Source organism: Microbacterium paraoxydans (assembly GCF_019056515.1).
Lineage (GTDB): Bacteria > Actinomycetota > Actinomycetes > Actinomycetales > Microbacteriaceae > Microbacterium.
Genome location: NZ_CP064873.1, coordinates 2788262 through 2804828 on the forward strand (window position 1 = coordinate 2788262; position 16567 = coordinate 2804828).

At 71.3% G+C, this 16567-nt stretch carries 20 protein-coding genes and 1 tRNA gene; 8 read left to right on the forward strand and 13 right to left on the reverse strand.

All coding sequences use genetic code 11. The features are described 5' to 3' along the window. Window positions 1-14: 14 nt before the first annotated feature. The 4 genes from IZR02_RS13745 to IZR02_RS13760 form a co-directional block, all read right to left on the reverse strand. A tRNA-Cys gene (locus IZR02_RS13745) sits at window positions 15-85 on the reverse strand. A gap of 14 nt (window positions 86-99) precedes the next feature. Beyond that, complete coding sequence (locus tag IZR02_RS13750; protein ID WP_025102528.1) at window positions 100-1344, reverse strand: aminotransferase class I/II-fold pyridoxal phosphate-dependent enzyme; 1245 nt, start codon at window positions 1342-1344, stop codon at window positions 100-102. Continuing rightward, the gene (locus tag IZR02_RS13755; protein WP_025102529.1) at window positions 1344-2699 is read right to left on the reverse strand and encodes an aminotransferase class I/II-fold pyridoxal phosphate-dependent enzyme; all 1356 of its coding nucleotides are present in this window, start codon (window positions 2697-2699) and stop codon (window positions 1344-1346) included. The genes IZR02_RS13750 and IZR02_RS13755 overlap by 1 nt, the downstream gene beginning before the upstream one ends. 50 nt (window positions 2700-2749) lie before the next feature. Next, a complete protein-coding gene (locus IZR02_RS13760) occupies window positions 2750-2899 on the reverse strand; it encodes a hypothetical protein (RefSeq protein WP_157544381.1) in 150 nt (49 codons plus the stop codon). 195 nt (window positions 2900-3094) lie between these two features. Here IZR02_RS13760 and IZR02_RS13765 point away from each other — a divergent pair, with 195 nt between their 5' ends. Then, window positions 3095-3784 (forward strand): DedA family protein, encoded by a 690-nt coding sequence (locus IZR02_RS13765; RefSeq protein ID WP_025102530.1) that lies wholly within the window; start codon window positions 3095-3097, stop codon window positions 3782-3784. Between the two features lie 43 nt (window positions 3785-3827). Next, window positions 3828-4613 (forward strand): DNA/RNA non-specific endonuclease, encoded by a 786-nt coding sequence (locus tag IZR02_RS13770; protein WP_025102531.1) that lies wholly within the window; start codon window positions 3828-3830, stop codon window positions 4611-4613. A 16-nt stretch (window positions 4614-4629) separates the two neighbouring features. Here the strand turns inward: IZR02_RS13770 and IZR02_RS13775 are convergent, their stop codons facing one another. From IZR02_RS13775 to IZR02_RS13790, 4 genes are all read right to left on the reverse strand, one after another. Beyond that, on the reverse strand, window positions 4630-5718 hold the full coding sequence (locus IZR02_RS13775) for an alkene reductase (protein WP_025102532.1): 1089 nt from the start codon (window positions 5716-5718) through the stop codon (window positions 4630-4632). A gap of 62 nt (window positions 5719-5780) precedes the next feature. Next, window positions 5781-6248: a MarR family winged helix-turn-helix transcriptional regulator gene (locus IZR02_RS13780; RefSeq protein WP_025102533.1), complete on the reverse strand. Its 468-nt coding sequence runs from the start codon at window positions 6246-6248 to the stop codon at window positions 5781-5783. Window positions 6249-6300: 52 nt separating this feature from the next. Next, window positions 6301-6756, reverse strand: coding sequence for a MarR family winged helix-turn-helix transcriptional regulator (locus tag IZR02_RS13785; RefSeq protein WP_025102534.1), 456 nt, complete (start codon window positions 6754-6756; stop codon window positions 6301-6303). A gap of 1 nt (window position 6757) precedes the next feature. Beyond that, a complete protein-coding gene (locus tag IZR02_RS13790) occupies window positions 6758-8485 on the reverse strand; it encodes an MDR family MFS transporter (RefSeq protein ID WP_025102535.1) in 1728 nt (575 codons plus the stop codon). A gap of 124 nt (window positions 8486-8609) precedes the next feature. Between IZR02_RS13790 and IZR02_RS13795 the strand changes: the two genes are divergently transcribed. Continuing rightward, a complete protein-coding gene (locus IZR02_RS13795) occupies window positions 8610-9071 on the forward strand; it encodes a DUF2243 domain-containing protein (RefSeq protein WP_217316525.1) in 462 nt (153 codons plus the stop codon). Then, window positions 9041-9949 (forward strand): cytochrome c oxidase assembly protein, encoded by a 909-nt coding sequence (locus IZR02_RS13800; protein WP_025102537.1) that lies wholly within the window; start codon window positions 9041-9043, stop codon window positions 9947-9949. Before IZR02_RS13795 ends, IZR02_RS13800 begins: the two co-directional genes overlap by 31 nt. Here the strand turns inward: IZR02_RS13800 and IZR02_RS13805 are convergent. From IZR02_RS13805 to IZR02_RS13820, 4 genes are all read right to left on the reverse strand, one after another. Continuing rightward, complete coding sequence (locus tag IZR02_RS13805; protein WP_025102538.1) at window positions 9883-10251, reverse strand: hypothetical protein; 369 nt, start codon at window positions 10249-10251, stop codon at window positions 9883-9885. The two genes, IZR02_RS13800 and IZR02_RS13805, sit on opposite strands and share 67 nt — an antisense overlap. 56 nt (window positions 10252-10307) lie before the next feature. Next, the gene (locus IZR02_RS13810) at window positions 10308-10472 is read right to left on the reverse strand and encodes a hypothetical protein (protein WP_164498166.1); all 165 of its coding nucleotides are present in this window, start codon (window positions 10470-10472) and stop codon (window positions 10308-10310) included. Window positions 10473-10579: 107 nt separating this feature from the next. Beyond that, window positions 10580-11905 carry a flavin monoamine oxidase family protein gene (locus tag IZR02_RS13815; RefSeq protein WP_025102539.1) on the reverse strand — a complete coding sequence of 442 codons (1326 nt, stop codon included), beginning with the start codon at window positions 11903-11905 and terminating at the stop codon, window positions 10580-10582. A 108-nt stretch (window positions 11906-12013) separates the two neighbouring features. Further along, entirely contained in the window at window positions 12014-12265 is a 252-nt protein-coding gene (locus IZR02_RS13820; protein WP_051582155.1) for a VOC family protein, read from the reverse strand. Window positions 12266-12362: 97 nt separating this feature from the next. Here IZR02_RS13820 and IZR02_RS13825 point away from each other — a divergent pair, with 97 nt between their 5' ends. The 3 genes from IZR02_RS13825 to IZR02_RS13835 all read left to right on the forward strand — a co-directional run bounded on the left by IZR02_RS13825 (window position 12363) and on the right by IZR02_RS13835 (window position 13544). Further along, complete coding sequence (locus IZR02_RS13825) at window positions 12363-12569, forward strand: hypothetical protein (protein WP_025102541.1); 207 nt, start codon at window positions 12363-12365, stop codon at window positions 12567-12569. Between the two features lie 50 nt (window positions 12570-12619). Further along, window positions 12620-13054, forward strand: a complete 435-nt coding sequence (gene soxR, locus IZR02_RS13830) for a redox-sensitive transcriptional activator SoxR (RefSeq protein ID WP_025102542.1) — start codon at window positions 12620-12622, stop codon at window positions 13052-13054. Between the two features lie 151 nt (window positions 13055-13205). After that, on the forward strand, window positions 13206-13544 hold the full coding sequence (locus tag IZR02_RS13835; protein WP_025102543.1) for a DUF7882 family protein: 339 nt from the start codon (window positions 13206-13208) through the stop codon (window positions 13542-13544). Between the two features lie 39 nt (window positions 13545-13583). On the opposite strand, the gene IZR02_RS13840 is transcribed toward IZR02_RS13835, so the two are convergent. Then, the gene (locus IZR02_RS13840; RefSeq protein ID WP_082758450.1) at window positions 13584-15023 is read right to left on the reverse strand and encodes a serine/threonine-protein kinase; all 1440 of its coding nucleotides are present in this window, start codon (window positions 15021-15023) and stop codon (window positions 13584-13586) included. A 133-nt stretch (window positions 15024-15156) separates the two neighbouring features. Here IZR02_RS13840 and IZR02_RS13845 point away from each other — a divergent pair, with 133 nt between their 5' ends. Then, window positions 15157-16557 carry a threonine/serine ThrE exporter family protein gene (locus IZR02_RS13845; protein ID WP_025102545.1) on the forward strand — a complete coding sequence of 467 codons (1401 nt, stop codon included), beginning with the start codon at window positions 15157-15159 and terminating at the stop codon, window positions 16555-16557. The last annotated feature ends 10 nt before the right edge of the window (window positions 16558-16567 follow it).

The window sequence follows — 16567 nt, forward strand, 5'->3', positions numbered from 1 at the left end:
GGGTGTCCTCTCAGAGGTGGAGGCAGGAATCGAACCTGCGTACACGGTCTTGCGGACCGCGACCTGGCCACTCGGTCACTCCACCGGGTTCGGGCGTCGTCAGTTCCGGGGCGGCGAGTACCCCTGCAGGAACCTGCCGAAGCGCTGCACGGCGTCGACGAGGACCTCCGTCTCGGGCAGGAAGGCGACGCGCACGTGGTCGGAGTCCGCGCCGTTGAAGGCCCGCCCGTGCACCAGGAGGATGCGCTCCGCATCGAGGAGATCGAGCACCAGGCGCTCGTCGTCCTGGATGCCGTAGACCTCCGGGTCGAGCCGCGGGAAGAGGTAGAGCCCACCACCGGCCTCCTGCACCTCGACACCGGGGATCTCCCGCAGCGCCGCCGTCGCCGCGTCGCGCTGCACCGTCAGACGCCCCTCCTCCGCGACGAGGGCGTCGAGCGACGTGTCGTGCTCCAGCGCCGCCGTGATCGCATGCTGCGCCGGTACGGACGCGCACATCCGCATCGAGGCGAGCAGCCGCACTCCCGAGAGGAAGGCGTCGTCTGCGGCGAACCCTGTCGTCAGCGCCCAGGCCGCCCGATATCCGGCGACGCGGTGCGTCTTCGACAGTCCGGCGAAGGTCACACACGGCACGTCGGGCGCGACCTGCGCCGTGGAGAGGTGCGTGAAGCCCGGGTACACGACGCGGTCGTAGATCTCGTCCGAGAGCAGGAGCAGTCCGTGACGACGGGCGAGGTCGGCGATGCCCTCCAGCGTCGCGCGGTCGTACACCGCCCCGGTCGGGTTGTTCGGGTTGATGATGACGATGGCCACCGTGCGCGGTCCGATCGCCGCAGCCATGGCCTCGAGGTCGGGACGCCAGCCGGCTTCCTCGACGCAGGGGTAGTGGACCGGCTCTCCTCCGGCGAGGACGGTCGACGCCGTCCACAGCGGATAGTCGGGGCTCGGGATGAGCACCTCGTCCCCCGGTTCCAGGAGCGCCTGCAGGGTGAGGCCCACGAGCTCGGACACCCCGTTGCCGACGGTCACCGCATCGATCCCCAGGGCCGGGAATCCGGGACGGCGCGCGTAGTGCGCGCGAATCGCCTCGCGCGTCTCCGGCAGACCAGGGGACTCGGAGTAGCCGTGGGCACGGGGAAGCGCCGCTCGCAGCGCCTCCACGATGACCGGCGGCGCCTCGAAGCCGAACGGGGCGGGATTGCCGATGTTCAGGCGGAGGATCTGCTCGCCACGGGCCTCCAGCTCTGCGGCCCGCTCCGCCACCGGACCGCGCAGGTCGTAGAGCACGCCGTCCAGTCGCGACGACCGCCCGACCCGGAAGACACCCGCCGTCTCGCCCTGCATCACGCGCCCTCCTCGGTCGAGGCCGGTCCGGCGGCTGCGGCGACATCGTCGGCGAGGCGGCGCAGCTCCGCGTCGTCGAGATCGTGCACGGTCACCCGCACGTGGCGCCCCCCGGCGGATTCGTCCTCCAGGGCGAACTCGGAACCCGGACGGACGAGCCATCCGCGGCGCGCCAGTCGATCCGCGACCACGCCGGCGTCGTCGCGGACGTCGACCCACACGTTCAGGCCGCTCGCCCCGGAGGCTTCCACTCCGCGGGCGGCGAGGAGCGCCACGAAGGACCGATTGCGGGCCGCGTAGCGGGCGCCCGCCGTCGCGATGAGCCGATGGACCTCCTCGTCACGGAGCATGGCCGCGGCGAGCTGCTGCATGACATGACTCACCCACATCGTCCCGGGGCTGAGCCGGAGGGCGAGCCGCTCCGCCGTGACCGGGTCCGAGGCCGTCACCGCCAGGCGCATGTCCGGCCCGAGGAACTTCGACACCGACCGCACGAGGGCCCAGCGTTCGTGCGCCGGGCCGATGATGCTCGCGTAGGGCCTGGGGGCGAGCAGGGAGAAGTGGTCGTCCTCGATCACGAGGACATGCGGATGGGGCGCGAGCACCTCCTGCAGTTCCGCAGCGCGGGCGGCGCTGGTGCTGACCCCGGTGGGGTTGTGCGCACGGGGCGTGCAGACGATCGCGCGCACGCCGGCCTCCAGGGCCTCGCGCACTCCCTCCACGGTCAGCCCCTCCTCGTCGACCGGGATGGCGACGGGCGTGTACCCGGCCAGCCGCGCGGTCTGGATGCTGGAGAGGAAGCAGGGGTCTTCGAGGCCCACCCGGTCGCCGTGCACGAGCGTCTGGGCGAGCAGCCGCTCCACCGCGTCGACGGCGCCCGCGGTGACCGAGAGCCGGAAGGGACGCGGCTGGTCCTCTGCGATCCAGCGCGTCGCCCACTCGGCGAGTTCGGCGTCGATCACCGACTCGCCGTAGAGGACGGACCGGGGATGCACCGCCGCGAGGGCCGCGGCGAGATCGGGCAGCAGGGCCGCCTGGGGGTTCCCACTGGCGATGTCACGCAGGGCCGTTCCGGGCGTGAAGCCCTCATCCGGCGTGGCAGCCGGTCCGAGCACCGTCGTGCCGGTGCGCCCGCCGGTGGTCGCGATGCGCGCCGTCACGAGGGAGCGATAGGCCGCGAGCACGGTGTTGCGGTTGACGCCGAGGCGCTGTGCGAGGGTGCGGACAGGAGGGAGGCGGTCGCCGGCGACGAGGGTTCCCCGTTCGACGAGGTCGCGCACGCTCTCGGAGATCTCGGCGGCGGTGACACCGCTGATCGCATCGGTCTCGCCGTCTCTGCTCTCCGCCGTGCCCATGACTCGACGGTAGGGGAGATTTTGACCTATGTCAAAATCTCCCCCACCGATCAGGGACGGTCGTCGACCTCCACGCCGTCCTCGATCTCCTCCGGCTCCAGATCGGTCACGTCGACCTCCGGGGCGTCGCCTTCTCCGTTGTTGGCGGTCGGGGGCTCCCCCGGGAACCCGGTCGTCTCGTCCTGGCGCGGATCGGTCATGCTGCCTCCTCGGTCGATGGGGATCCATGATCTCCGTACCGTCGGACGGCGACGAGCGCCTTGACAACGCCGGCTCCTCCCGCTCCCTGCGCACGCAGGCGGAGTCCAGGGAAGGGCGATACCGTGCAGAGGCGATGTCCGCTCCGACGGACCCGCTCTCCGCACGATCACCGCGATCCCCCGACAGAGGACACGATGACCCCCGGCACCCTGCCCCTCGCCGCTTCCGCCCCCGGCTACGACGGATTCATCGGCTGGGTGCTCAGCCTGATCGAGACCCTCGGTGAGGTCGGTGTCGGCCTCGCGGTGCTCATCGAGACGTTCGTCCCCCCGATCCCGTCCGAGGCGATCCTACCCGCGGCGGGGTTCCTCGCCTACGACGGCCGGATGAACGCCTGGGGCGCCTGGGCCGCGGCCACCCTCGGAGGGCTCGTCGGCGCGTGGATCTGGTACGGACTCGGCGCGGCGGTCGGCCGGGACCGCACCCGACGCATCGTCGGACGCATCCCCCTCCTCGACCACGACGACTTCGACAAGGCGGAGGCGTTCTTCGCCCGCTGGGGCGGCGGCGCGGTGCTGTTCGGCCGCTGCGTGCCTCTCGTGCGCTCCTTCATCTCGATCCCCGCCGGCATCGAGCGCATGGCGCTGTGGAAGTTCACGCTGTACACCCTGGTCGGGTCGGCCGTCTGGAACGGCATCTGGATCGGCCTCGGGTTCGCCTTCGGCCCCGCCATCCGGCCGATCCTCGAGCAGTGGAGCGGCGTGATCTCCGACGTGGTAGTCGGCCTGCTCATCCTGCTGCTCCTGGTGTTCATCGCGCTGCGCATCCGCCGCCGTATGCGGGAGGCCGCGGCACGGCGCGCGGAGGACAACGGGTCCGCCTGAGATACGGCCACCCGATGTCGGCGGGCCGGGGCACGATGGAGGCATGACGGACGGCTACGACCCCGGGTTCCTCGGCATCCCGCTCCCGCTCCCCGTGCCCCCGATGGCGGTGCGCACCCTGCCGGCGCCGCGGTTCACGGTGCTGCTGGACCCGGAGCGGCGGCTCGCCGCGGTGACGGCCGTCACCATCGACGGCGCCCGCCTGCGGGATCTCCCCCGGACGGGCGAGTGGCGTCTTGACCCGCGAGTGCCCGCAGAGGAGCAGGCGGGTCCGGCGGTCTATGCGGGGAACGACCTCGACCGCGGGCATCTCGTGCGCCGCCGCGATCCGGGCTGGGGCGAGCGCTCCGACGCCCGCGCGGCCATGGAAGCCACCTTCACCTACCCCAACGCGGCGCCGCAGGCGGCCGTCTTCAACCAGTCGAAAGACCTCTGGCTCGGGCTGGAGGACCACGTGCTCGCGTATGCCGAGACGACCGCACAGCGCCTGTCCGTCTTCACCGCCCCGGTGCTCGCCGACACCGACCCGCCGTACCGCGGCATCCGCATCCCCCTCCGGTTCTGGAAGATCGCGGCCTGGAGCTCCGAGGGCCGACTCGCCGCCGCCGCGTTCCTCCTCGACCAGACCGAGCTCGTCGACACCCGGGAGGGTGTCCTCGCCGTCGCGTCGCTCGGAGCCTTCCGCACCTTCCAGGTGCCCGTCGCCGCGGTCACCACCCTCACCGGAGTCGACCTCGGCCCGCTGCCCGACGCCGACGTCCTCCCCCGACGCGGGATCCGCGAGACCGGATGGCGCCCGCTGCACACGGCCGACGACATCGTCGTGTGACAGCGGGCGCTCCGCATCACTCGCCGGCGCGCGCGACCTCCAGGGACGGGTAGTCGATGTACCCCTCGGCGGTCGAACCGTAGAACAGCTCGGGGCGCGGTTCGTTCAGCTCGGCCCCGGTCCGCCAGCGCTCCACGAGGTCGGGGTTGGCGATGACGGGACGCCCGGCCGCGACCGCGTCCGCCCAGTCCTCGGCCACCAGCTCCTCTGCCGCGGCACGGGTGGTCTCGACGCCGAAGCCGGTGTTGACGATCAGCGGTGCGCCCGCCGCCCGGCGGATGGCCTGGACGAGCTCTCCCGCGGGCTCGGGGTGCAGCACATCGACGAAGGCCAGCCCCAGAGGCGCGAGTCCTTCGGCGAGCGCGGTGTAGGTCGCGAGGACGTCGGCCGCGTCGTCCTCGATGACGCCCTGGATGCCGTGGGCCGGAGAGAGCCGGATGCCGGTCCGGTCGGCACCCACCGCGGCGGCGACCGCCGTGGTCACCTCGATCGCGAAGCGCGCGCGGTTCTCCGGCGCGCCGCCGTACCGGTCGTCGCGGACGTTGGACACGGGAGACAGGAACTCGTGGACGAGGTAGCCGTTGGCGCCGTGCACCTCGACGCCGTCGAAGCCGGCCACGATCGCGTTCCGCGCGGCCTGGACGAACTGCTCGACGACCACCGGGATCTCGTCGAGGGTGAGGGCGTGCGCGACCGGCAGGTCGGCCTTGCCCTGGGGCGTCCGCGTCTGGCCGGGGGCGGCCAGGGCGCTCGGGGCGACGACGCGGGGCTCACCGGAGATCTCCGGGTGGCCCACCCGGCCGCCGTGCATGAGCTGCATGACGATGGTGCCGCCCTCGGCGTGCACGGCGTCGGTCACGCGTCGCCATCCGTCGATCTGGGCGGGGGTCACGATCCCCGGCTGCCCGGGGTACGACTTGCCCTCGAGGACGGGCCAGACGCCCTCGGAGATGATCAGCCCGTGCCCCGCGCGCTGACGGTAGTACTCCTCGATGATCGCGGTCGGCACGCCGTCGGCGTCCGCACGCGTGCGGGTGAGCGGCGCCATGACGACGCGGTTGGACAGGTGCAGCGAGCCGAAGTCGGCGGAGTCGTAGAGAGTCACAGAGGGACCAAGGACACGGCCGGCCGCTGTATTCCCGTGAATCGACCAGGTGTTCCGGTGTATCAACCGCCCAGATCGGCGACGAGGTTCGCGAAGTGGTCGAGGTCGGCGGCCGTCCAGCCGCGCAGTCGCTCGCCGATGCGCCCCTCATACCGGGAGCGGGCGAGAGCGACGCGCTCTTCGGCCAGCGGGGTCGCCACCAGCACCCGGGCGCGGCGGTCCTCGGGATCGGGGATGCTCTCGACGAGCCCGAGCTGCTCGAGCTGACGCACCTGCCGGCTCACGGCGGATTTGTCCGTCTGCAGGCGCTCGATGAGAGCCCCCGCCGAGGTCGCCCGTCCGGCGAGGATCGAGGTCAGCACCTGGTACCCGAGCGGCTGGAGGTCCGGATGCACGGTGGCGGCAGCCTCGCGCCACCCGACGCGGATGCGGGCGAACAGACGGCCGAGCTCGTGCTCGACGCGGGCGACCGCCTGGTCGAGATCGTCGAGGGGAGCGTCGTCGGCGGGATCGTCGGACGAGGCGCGCATATCGCCAGTGTACGGCGAAGCCCCGCGACCGCAGGCGGTCGCGGGGCCCGGTTCAGACCTCGGCGAGGAGCCGGAACACCTTGGACGCGGCGTCGATCTCGGCGGGCGTGAGCTCGTCGATCACGGCGCGGAGCCGGGTGCCGTACTCTCGCCGGACCTCGGTGAGAGCGGTGCACGCGGCGGGCGTCGCGGTGAGCACCCGGAGCCGGCCGTCACGCTCGTCCGGCACGGAGGCGATCAGCCCGAGGTCCTCCAGCATCCGCACCTGGCGACTGACGACGGACTTGTCCATCTCGAAGCGCTCGGCGAGCTCGTGCGCGCTGGCCGAGCCCGCCCGGTCGATGAACGTGAGCAGCTTGTACCCCGCCACCTGCAGCTCCGGGTGGACCCGGGACGCCGATTCCTTCCACAGCGACCGGGTCCGCGCGAAGATGAGGTTGAGATGCGCCTGGAGGTCGCTGAGGGCGGTGTCGACGTCGGGGGTGCCGACCGCCTCGGACGCGATCATGTCAGCGCTCCTGCTTCCGATCGTCGCGCTCGAGCACGCTCACCGACCCCGTGGTGGTCGCCGGTCCGGCCTGCCCGGTGCGGATCGTCCCCGTCGAGAGGTTGGCGCCGACCTCGGCCTCGGAGACCTCGATGACGGACTCCTCGGCCTGCTCGCGCAGCTGCTCCGCGGCGTTCTTGGTGGACAACGGCTTGTTCTTGATGAACGCGATCGCGATGATCGCGATCACGGCCAGCGGGATGGCGAGGATGAACGCGTCCGCGATGCCGTGCCCGTAGGCGCTCTCGACGATCGTGCGGATCGTGTCGGGCAGCTCGCCCACCTTCGGCACGTCTCCGGAGCCCAGGCGCTCCAGGGCGCTGATCTCGTCGGGCGTGGTCGGGACGAAGCCCTTCAGGCCGTCCTTCATGAAGTCGGCCACGCTGGTCGACAGCAGCGATCCCATGACGGTCACGCCGATCGTGCCGGCGATCGTGCGGAAGAAGTTGACGTTCGACGAGGCGGCACCCAGCTGCTGCGGTGCGGTGTCGTTCTGCACGATCAGGGTGAGGTTCTGCATGACCATGCCGAGGCCGGCGCCGAGGACGAACATGTACACGGCCACCAGGGTGAACGGGGTGTCGTAGCGCAGGGTGGCCATCAGGCTCACACCGATGGTGGCGAGGATCGAGCCGGTGACCATCCAGCCCTTCCACTTGCCGAAGCGGCTGACGAGCTGTCCGATGATGATCGACGCGCCCATCTGACCGATGATCATGGGGATGGTCATCAGGCCCGACTCGGTCGGCGTGGCGCCACGGGCCAGCTGGAAGTACTGCGCGAGGAAGACCGAGGTCGCGAACATCGAGACGCCGATCGCGATCGAGGCGATGACCGACAGCGTGAAGGTGCGGTTGCGGAACAGCGACATCGGGACGATGGGTTCCTTGACGAAGAACTCCACGGCGACGAAGGCGGCGATGGCGACGCCCGCGGTGACGGCGAGGGCGATGCTGGTCCCGGAGTCCCAGTCGAACTGGTTGCCGCCCAGGGAGACCCAGATCAGCAGGGTCGAGACGCCGACGGCAAGCAGGACGATGCCGAAGTAGTCGATGGACACCTTGGTGCCGCGCTGCGGCTTGGGCAGGTGCAGGGTGAACTGCAGCAGGACGAGCGCGACGATCGCGAACGGGACGCCGACGAAGAAGTTGGCGCGCCAGCCCCAGGCGTCGGTGATGACGCCGCCGAGCAGCGGGCCGCCGATCGTGCCGAGGGCCATGATGCCGCCGACGACGCCCATGTACTTGCCGCGCTCGCGCGGGGAGATGATGAGGGCCACGGCGATCATGACGAGCGACATGAGGCCGCCGACGCCGATGCCCTGCACGACGCGGACCGCGATGAGCATGTTCGTGTCGGTCGAGAAGCCGGCGATGACCGTGCCGACCGTGAAGAGGATGAGCGAGATCTGGATGAGGACCTTGCGGTCGACGAGGTCGGCGAGCTTGCCCCAGATCGGCGTCGAGACGGCGGTGGCGAGAAGGCTCGCGGTGATGACCCAGGTGTACTGCGACTGGGTGCCGCCGAGGTCGGCGATGATGACGGGCATCGAGGTCGAGACGACCGTGCCGGAGAGCACGGCGACGAACATGCCGACGATGAGGCCGGAGATCGCGGTGAAGACCTCGCGGGCCGAGCGCGCGGTCTCGGAAGAGGATGAGGTGTGTGTCACGGGGGAATGCTCCTGCATAGAAAGTTGATCGAGATCAACCATACGCCGATAGTTGCGGTTTCGCAACTATCGGCTCGTACCGCACCCGCGGGATGCGGTCAAGGACATCGCCGCAGCGGACGGACCGGACGACGCTGACCCCATGACCAGCGCAGCCCCCTCCCGCCTCGACCGGCGTCTGCTGCTGTCGGGCTTCGTGTTCGGATGCGGGATCGCCGCCTCGATGATCGACCTCTTCGTCTTCCACCTCGTGCTGCACTGGCACCACTTCTACGACCTGTCGACCTCCGACGTCGCCCTCGTCTCCGACGGGTTCTTCCACGCGTTCGGCTGGTTCCTCACGATCCTGGGCGCCTTCCTCCTCGCCGACGTCGGCCGCCGCGGCCCCCTGCGCTGGACGCGGTGGACGGGCGCGGTGATCGCCGGGGTCGGGTTCTTCCAGCTCTTCGACGGCGTCGTCGACCACAAGCTCCTCGGCATCCACCAGATCCGCTACGGCGTCGACCTCGTGCTCTACGACACCGTCTGGATCGTGTCGGCCGTCGTGCTGCTCGCCGCCGGAGCCCTCACGGTGTGGCGGACCCGACCCGCCCCGAGGGGGTGACAGCCGTGCACGACGGGCACGACGACCCGCCCCGGCTTCCGGGCCTCGATGCGGATGCGACGGGCGGGGGCATCGACGTCCTCCCCTTCCTCGCCCTCGTCCTCCTCCTCGGCGCCGCCGTGCTGTATCTCGTCGCGCTGCGGCGGACCCGCGACCGCAGTCCCTGGCCGCGGCCACGGACGGCCGCCTGGATGAGCGGTCTGCTGTGCACCGCGGTCGGCACCGTCGGACCGTTCGCCGCCCTGGCCCACAGCAGCTTCCCGGTGCATATGGCCGGCCACGTCCTCGTGGGCATGCTGGCCCCGCTCCTCCTGGTGCTCGGGCGTCCGGTCTCCCTGGCCCTCCGCGCCCTTCCCGTCGCCGAGGCCCGTGCGCTCTCCCGGGTGCTGCGCAGCGCCCCGATCCGGGTGCTCACGCACCCCGTGGTCGCAGGCACCCTCAACATCGGCGGGTTGTGGCTCCTCTACGCCACGCCACTGTTCCCCCTCATGCACGCCTCACCGTGGCTGCATGCTGCGGTGCATCTGCACGTCCTGCTGACGGGGTATCTGTTCACCTCGAGCATCCTCGGCCTCGATCCCGATCCGCATCGAGCCTCCGTCACCGTACGGGCGTCCGTCCTCATCGTCTTCATCGCCGCGCACTCGATCCTCGCCAAGTGGCTGTGGGCACACCCTCCGGTGGGTGTCGACCCCGGGGACGCGCGGATCGGAGCGGAGCTGATGTTCTACGCGGGTGACGCCGTCGACGTACTGCTCATCGTGCTGCTGCTCCGGCAGTGGTACGTCGCGACACGACCGCGCGAGCCGGCTCAGCCGCAGAAGGAGGAGAGTCCGTCGTGGAGGCGCTCGATCGCCTCGACCGTCTCCGGGGCCTGAAGGTCGGTCATGCCGCCGAGCTGATCGGCGCCGGAGCGGATGAGGTCGCCGAGCTGCCCGTCCATTCCGTCCGCGACGCCGTCGAGGGTGGCGACGAGGTCGTCGCGCGCGGCATCGAGCTGCTCCGCGGACGCGTCGCCCTGGCTCAGCAGCTCCTGATACTGCGCGTACGCGTCATCGATGGTCGCGCACGTCTCCGCGACCGGAACTCCGAACGCGTCTCCCGCGGCCTGGGTGACCTGCGCACACCCGGCGAGGAGACCGACGGCGAGCAGCAGAGGGACGAGAGCGATGCGGCGCATGACCCGAGAGTAGCCGCGCCACCTGGGGCGCGGCTGACCCTCGGGCGGTGCGGCGGTCAGCCGCCGGACGGGTTCTCGAGGGGCTTGCCCTCGTCGTCCGTCGTCTCGCGCTCGAGCACGTCGTCGGTGCTCTCACCGCTGTCGTCGGGAGCGCCGCCGGAGGCCGTGTCGGCTTCCTCGTCGGCGCCGGGGGTGCCCTGCGTGTTCTGGGGGTCGCTCATGCTCTCCTCCTCTGTTCGGTCCGACGACCGTATGCGCGGCGGCGAGGAATGACGTAGGGGGTTGACCGCACGTATGGCGACGGCCACACTGCCCGCGCCGGGGCGTGTCACTCCGGTGTCCACAGTCGTTCGATCGGGACCGCCCGCCCGAGGATGCGCTCCGCCGCACGATGCCCGGAGAACAGGGCCGCCGGCACCGTGGCCGGATCGTCGGTCCACGTGGCCTCGCCGGCGAGGTGCAGCACGCCGCCGACCGGGGTGGCGAGGTCGTCGTGATCCGCGGTGGTCGACCCGACCGTCATGTACGCGTACGACCCGTGCGCGAACGGATCGTCCTGCCAGGCCGTGCGGCGCATCCCGATCGGATCGGGGATTCCGTCGCCGTAGAGCCGGCGGAGCTGCGCCATGATCGAGGCCTGCACCTCCGCATCGCTCCAGTCCCGCGTGGCTGCCGCGGCGGGCCCGGCGGCGAAGGTGAGCAGGAGCGGCTCGTCGTGCAGCGCGGTGAGGTCGTACCAGGAGTGCCACCATCGCGCCTCGGGGCCCTGCTGCCGGAGGGCGTACACCCCGTCCTCCCAGAACCGCGTCGGGAACCGCAGGAAGACCTTCTCGAAGGCGTTCATGCGCAGCCGCCCCAGCGCCTCGGCGTTCACCGGCGGCAGCGGAGGGACGATCTCCATGGTTCCGGCCTGCAGCACGCCGACGGGAACCGTGATGACGGTCGTGTCCCCGGAGAAGTCGCCGTGCGAGGTCCGCACCCAGACGCCGTCGTCGCTCCAGTCGACACGGGTGACGAGGTGCTCCAGCCGGATGTCGAGGCCTTCGGCCAGGCGCTCCGGGAGCACGCCGTACCCGTCGGGGAACACGACCTCGTCGCCCTCGATCGCGTCGTCGTCGAGGCCGTGCGCGGCGAGGTCCTCGATCCACGCCCCGTACTGCTCCTCGGCGCGATGCTCCAGGTACTCCCGCACCCGCTGCGTACGCTCGGCGCTCCATCCCTGGCGCGAGAGGGCCTCGTCCGTGACGTCGCGGTAGGAGGCCGTGGGGCGGGAGGTGGCGATGATGTCCGGGAGCACGGCGTCCACCGCGTGGACATCGGCGGCGAAGGCGCGCGCCTCCTCGACGGAGAGCGGGCGCCCGTCGGGGCCGTGATAGGCGATCGGCCGGCTGTCCACCTGGAAACCGCCGACGGTGAACTCCACGGTCCGCATGCCGAAGGCCTCGGCAGCCGCCGCCACCGGGCTGCCGTCGACACCGTGGATCCACGAGGCGCCGAGATCGACGATGCCGTCGGTCCGATCCGTGTGCACCCGGCCGCCGATCCGGTCGCGCGCTTCGAGCACCACGACCGTCCGCCCGGCATCCTGCAGCAGCCGCGCCGCCGTCAATCCCGCCACGCCCGCGCCCACGATCACCGTGTCGACCTGCTCCATGCGCCCCTCCTCGCAGCCCCTCCGCGCGGAGCCGTGCCCCGACGATAGCCCAGCCCGGCACCCACCGACAGGGCCGCGGAGCCCGACGACCCGGTCGCGACGCCGGGCTCAGGCGGCGTGTTGGATGAGTCCGAGCAGGGTGCCGTCCGGGTCGAAGAACTTCAGGAAGAGGGCGAAGCCGCCGTCGTCGAAGCTCACCACCTCGACGCCCTCTGCCGCGAACCGCTCGGTGAGCGCGTGGATCTCGGTCGTGCGCAGGAAGAAGAGCGGCCGCTCCTCCCCCGACACCGTGAGCTTCATCGGCGCGTGCCCCGGCGCCTCCCAGAGCATGAGATCCGGACCGCCTTCGGCGCGGAGCATGGCGCTCGACCCCGCAGTAGCGCCACCCACCGACCACACGGCGGGCCGGATGACAACCCCCTTGGGTGCCGCACGCGGCACAGCGCACCCTGGGGCCATGAGCCACCACCCCGATGACATCAAGCAGCCCCTGGACCATCTGCCCCCGGCGGACGAGCGGGACAAGGCCGTCGAGATCGACGAGCCGCACTATCCGACGTCGGGCGCGCCGGCCGACAGCCCGGACGTGACGCCGGAGACCGCGGCCGAGCCGGACAAGCCGAACCGCCACGGCGTCGACAAGCTTCCGCCGACCTCGCGCTGACCGTTCCGCCCGTTCCTCAACTATTGTTGAGGTCTACGGAAGGGCGGCGGATGGAACCGGACGATCTCCTCCCGATCGGGGAGGTCACCCGACGCACGGGCGTCGCGCCCTCCGCGCTGCACTTCTACGAGCAGCTCGGCCTCATCGCGTCGACGCGCACGCCCGGCAATCAGCGACGCTATCGCCGCCACATGCTGCGACGGATCTCGATCATCGTGGTGGCCAAGCGCATCGGCATCCCGCTCAGCGAGGTCCAGGAGCTCTTCCAGACCCTGCCCGTCGACGCCCCGCCCTCGCACGGCGATTGGCGCCGCGTGGCCAAGCGCTGGCGCGCCGAGCTCGAGGAGCGGCGGACCCAGCTCGAGCATCTGCAGCGCGAGCTCGCGGGCTGCATCGGCTGCGGCTGCCTGTCCCTCAAGGCCTGCCGCCTGCTCAATCCGGAGGACGCTCTCGGCGAGAGCGGCCCCGGCCCCCGCCGCATCTGAGAACCGGGACGTCCGCCGCGACCGGCTGGACGAAGGTGGGGTGGTGCGAAGCCCGGATCGGTGAGAGCGTGGAGACATCCCCACCAGCGATCAGTGTGGTTGCGCCTCTTGGCAACGGGTTCCTGTGGAGATGGAACGAAGGATCCATCGAATGGGCAAGTTCATCTATGAGGGCGGTCCGAAGATCGAGATCGAGGACCGCGCTCTCACACATATCCAGCTCGTCATGACGACGAAGCTCCGGCGCGGCGAACCGATGCCGTTCTCGTGGAAGGAAGACGCCTCCGTCGGAGGCGGCCGGACGACGGTCTGGGTGCACGCGCACTCGAACATCGTGTTCAAGTTCTTCGGCAGCAGGCCTCCGGCCATCAACCGGCGGTGGGTGGACGCGCTGGCGTTCACCGCGAACACGCCGAACGGCCTGTATCTGGTGCCGGAGCCGACCGAGACGAGCACCGCCTCCCGGCAGCTCGCGGATCTCGCCGTCTGACACCGGCTCCGCCGTAGGGGAGGGCACAGGCCCGAGGACTCAATCCTCGAGGTCGGTGTCCTCCCCTTTCGCCTTCTCGGCCTTCTCCTGGGCCTTCTCCGCTTCCTTCTCGGCGCGCTCCTGAGCCTTCTCGGCCTTCTCCTGCGCGTCCTCCTCGGCCTTCCGCTGCTCGTCGGCGGCCTTCTGAGCTGCCTTCTGCGCGGCCTCCTGAGCCTTCTCCGCCTTCTTGTCGTCCGGCACGTCGGGCGCCGGTTCCGGAGCCGGGGCCTCGACCGGGGTCGCCGGCGTGTCCGCCTCTTCCGGCACGGTGACGGGCACGACGACCGCCGGCGTGGGCGACGAGCGCGGGGTCGGTTCGGTGTCGACAGGGGTCACCACAGGGTTCGGGTTGAGCGCTCCGGCCGCCCAGAGCGTTCCGGCGACGGTGAGGGCGACCGCGACCGCCACGGCTCCGGTCAGGAGTCCGCGGCGTCGCCGCGCCCGCTGCACGCGAGGAGTCCGGGAGCGGAGCATCCCGACCTCGGGAGACGGAGGAGCGGGCAGCACGAGGGTTCGTGTCGGAGCAGACGGACCGGCCGGCTCCCGCTCCGCGAGCGCTGCGGCGGCGATCGGAGCAGGAACCGGGGGCCGCGGCGGAATCGAGGGGTCGTGCGCAAGGGCGGACACCGCTGCGAAGACGCCGGCGGCGCTCGGCCGGTCCTCCGGATCCGTCGCGGTCATCCGCTGCAGCAGCGCGGACCACACCGGACCCACGGATTCCGGGATCGTGGGGGGATCGATCAAGCGGGCCAGGGTGGCACCGATCCCCTCCGCCTCCGCGAAGGCGCGCTCTCCCGTGAGCGCTTCGCGCAGGACCAGGCCCAGCGCATAGATGTCGGCGGCAGGCGCCGGCGCCGCGCCGTTCAACTGCTCCGGCGCCAGGTATGCCGCGGTACCGATCACGGTTCCGGGAGACGTCAGCCGGGCCGCGTCCACGAGCACCGAGATCCCGAAGTCGGCGAGCTTGGCACCCGACCGGCTCCCGGTGAGAGAGCGCCCGGTGAGCAGGACATTGGAGGGTTTGATGTCGCGGTGGACGATCCCTGCGCCGTGCACGACATGGAGGGCCTCCGCCAGATCGGCCGCGAGCGCCGCCACCTCGTCCGAGGGCAGCGGCCCCTGGGCGATCCGCTCGGCGAGTGTCGGCCCGTCGACGAACTCCATGACCAGGTACTCGGCCCGCCCCGGATGCAGCTGTGCGTCATACAGCGTGACCAGAGCCGGATGATTCAGGGAGGCGAGCACGGTCATCTCGCCGCGGGCGCGCTCGGAGGCGGCGCCCTGCTCGGTCTCCGCGCGGAGCATCTTGATGGCGACCGTGCGCCCGAGGAGCGAGTCCTCCGCGCGGTACACGCGCGCCATCCCGCCCTGCCCGACGCACTCCCGGAGGTGGTAGCGACCATCGAGCAGCGCCTCCGTGGGAAGCGAGTCATCCGTCATCGTCGAATCCTCCTGCCACGGCGTCGGGAGCGGCGCGGCGAGACCCCACTGTAGAAGCAGGGTCGGGGGCCGTCTCGGGCCTTGACAGACGGGCCGTCGATCGGGTGCTCTCGTCCGCGGGAGAATGGGAGATATGCCCGCGCGTTCCCCCCAGCGACTGCTCCTGTCCGTCCGCCGGCTGCTGCACACGGATCCGTCCGCCGTCGCCCACACCGAGGCGATGCCCGTGATCGACGAGCACACGGTGCCGCGGGTCCTCGATCTGGCGACGCGCATCGGGGAGTCGATGTTCGCGGTCGGCGCCTCCGCGCACGAGGTCACGCTCGCGATCACGCGCGTCTGCGAGGCGTACGGCCTCAAGGGCGTCCAGGTCGATGTGACCTACAACTCGATCACGGTGTCCTTCCACCTCAGCGGGGAGGTGTGGCCCGAGACGCTCGTCCGCGTGGTCCGCGTGGCCGCCCCCGACCACGCCAAGCTGCAGCGCGTGCAGGCGCTCGTGGCCGACATCGACGGCGGCCTGGATCTGGAATCCGCACGCACCGCGTTCCGGGTCATCCGTCGCGTGCCCTTCCGCTACCAGCAGTCCGTGGTGATCGTCGCACGGGCGCTCCTCGCGGTCGGCGTGAGCATCATGCTCGGCGCCTCTCCGCTCATCGTGGGCCTCACCTTCGTCGCCGCGCTGGGGGCGGCGCTCACCCAGGCGGGCCTGGCCCGATTGCGGGTACCGCTGTTCTTCAGCCAGATCGCCGGAGGCCTCGTCACCACGGTCGTCGCGGTCGCCGTCTCGGCGCTCGGCAGCGCGGGGATCGAACCGTTCGTCGGCATCCGCCCCTCGATCATCGTCGCCTCGGGTATCGTGCTCATGCTCGCCGGGCTCACGGTGGTGGGCGCCGCGCAGGACGCCATCGACGGCTTCGCGCTCACGGCCGGCGGCCGCATCCTCGACCTGACGATGCAGACGCTCGGGGTGGTCATCGGCATCCTCGTCGGCCTGGAGCTCGGCGGCGTGCTCGGCTTCACGATGGAGCTGCCGGACGACCCCGCGCCCTTCGGCCCGCTGCTCAACCAGTTCGTCGGGGCCATCATCATCGCGGTCGCCGTGGCCGTGTTCAACGGCGCGGGCATCCGCATCATCCTCGTCAGCGCCCTGCTCAGCGCCGTCACCCTCGCCGGGTACGCGGGCACCGTCGCGCTCCAGCTCCACCCGGCCGCGGCGAGCGCGGTCGGAGCACTGCTGGCGAGCTTCATCGGCATGCTCATCGCGCACAACCTGCACGTGCCCTCGGTCGCGGTGACGACCGCCGCGATCGTCCCGCTCGTGCCCGGTGTCGCGGTGTTCCAGGGCCTCCTCGAGGTCGTGCACGCAGCGGGCACCTCCTCCGGGATGCTCACCGTCGGCGGATCGCTGATCGACGCCGCCGTGATCGGGATCGCGCTCGCCTCCGGCGCCTCCCTGGGCCTCTACCTCGGAACGCCGGTGCGAGCGACCCTCGCCGGCGTCGCGAAGACCAGGGCGCGCGTGCGCCGCTGACCCGACGAGG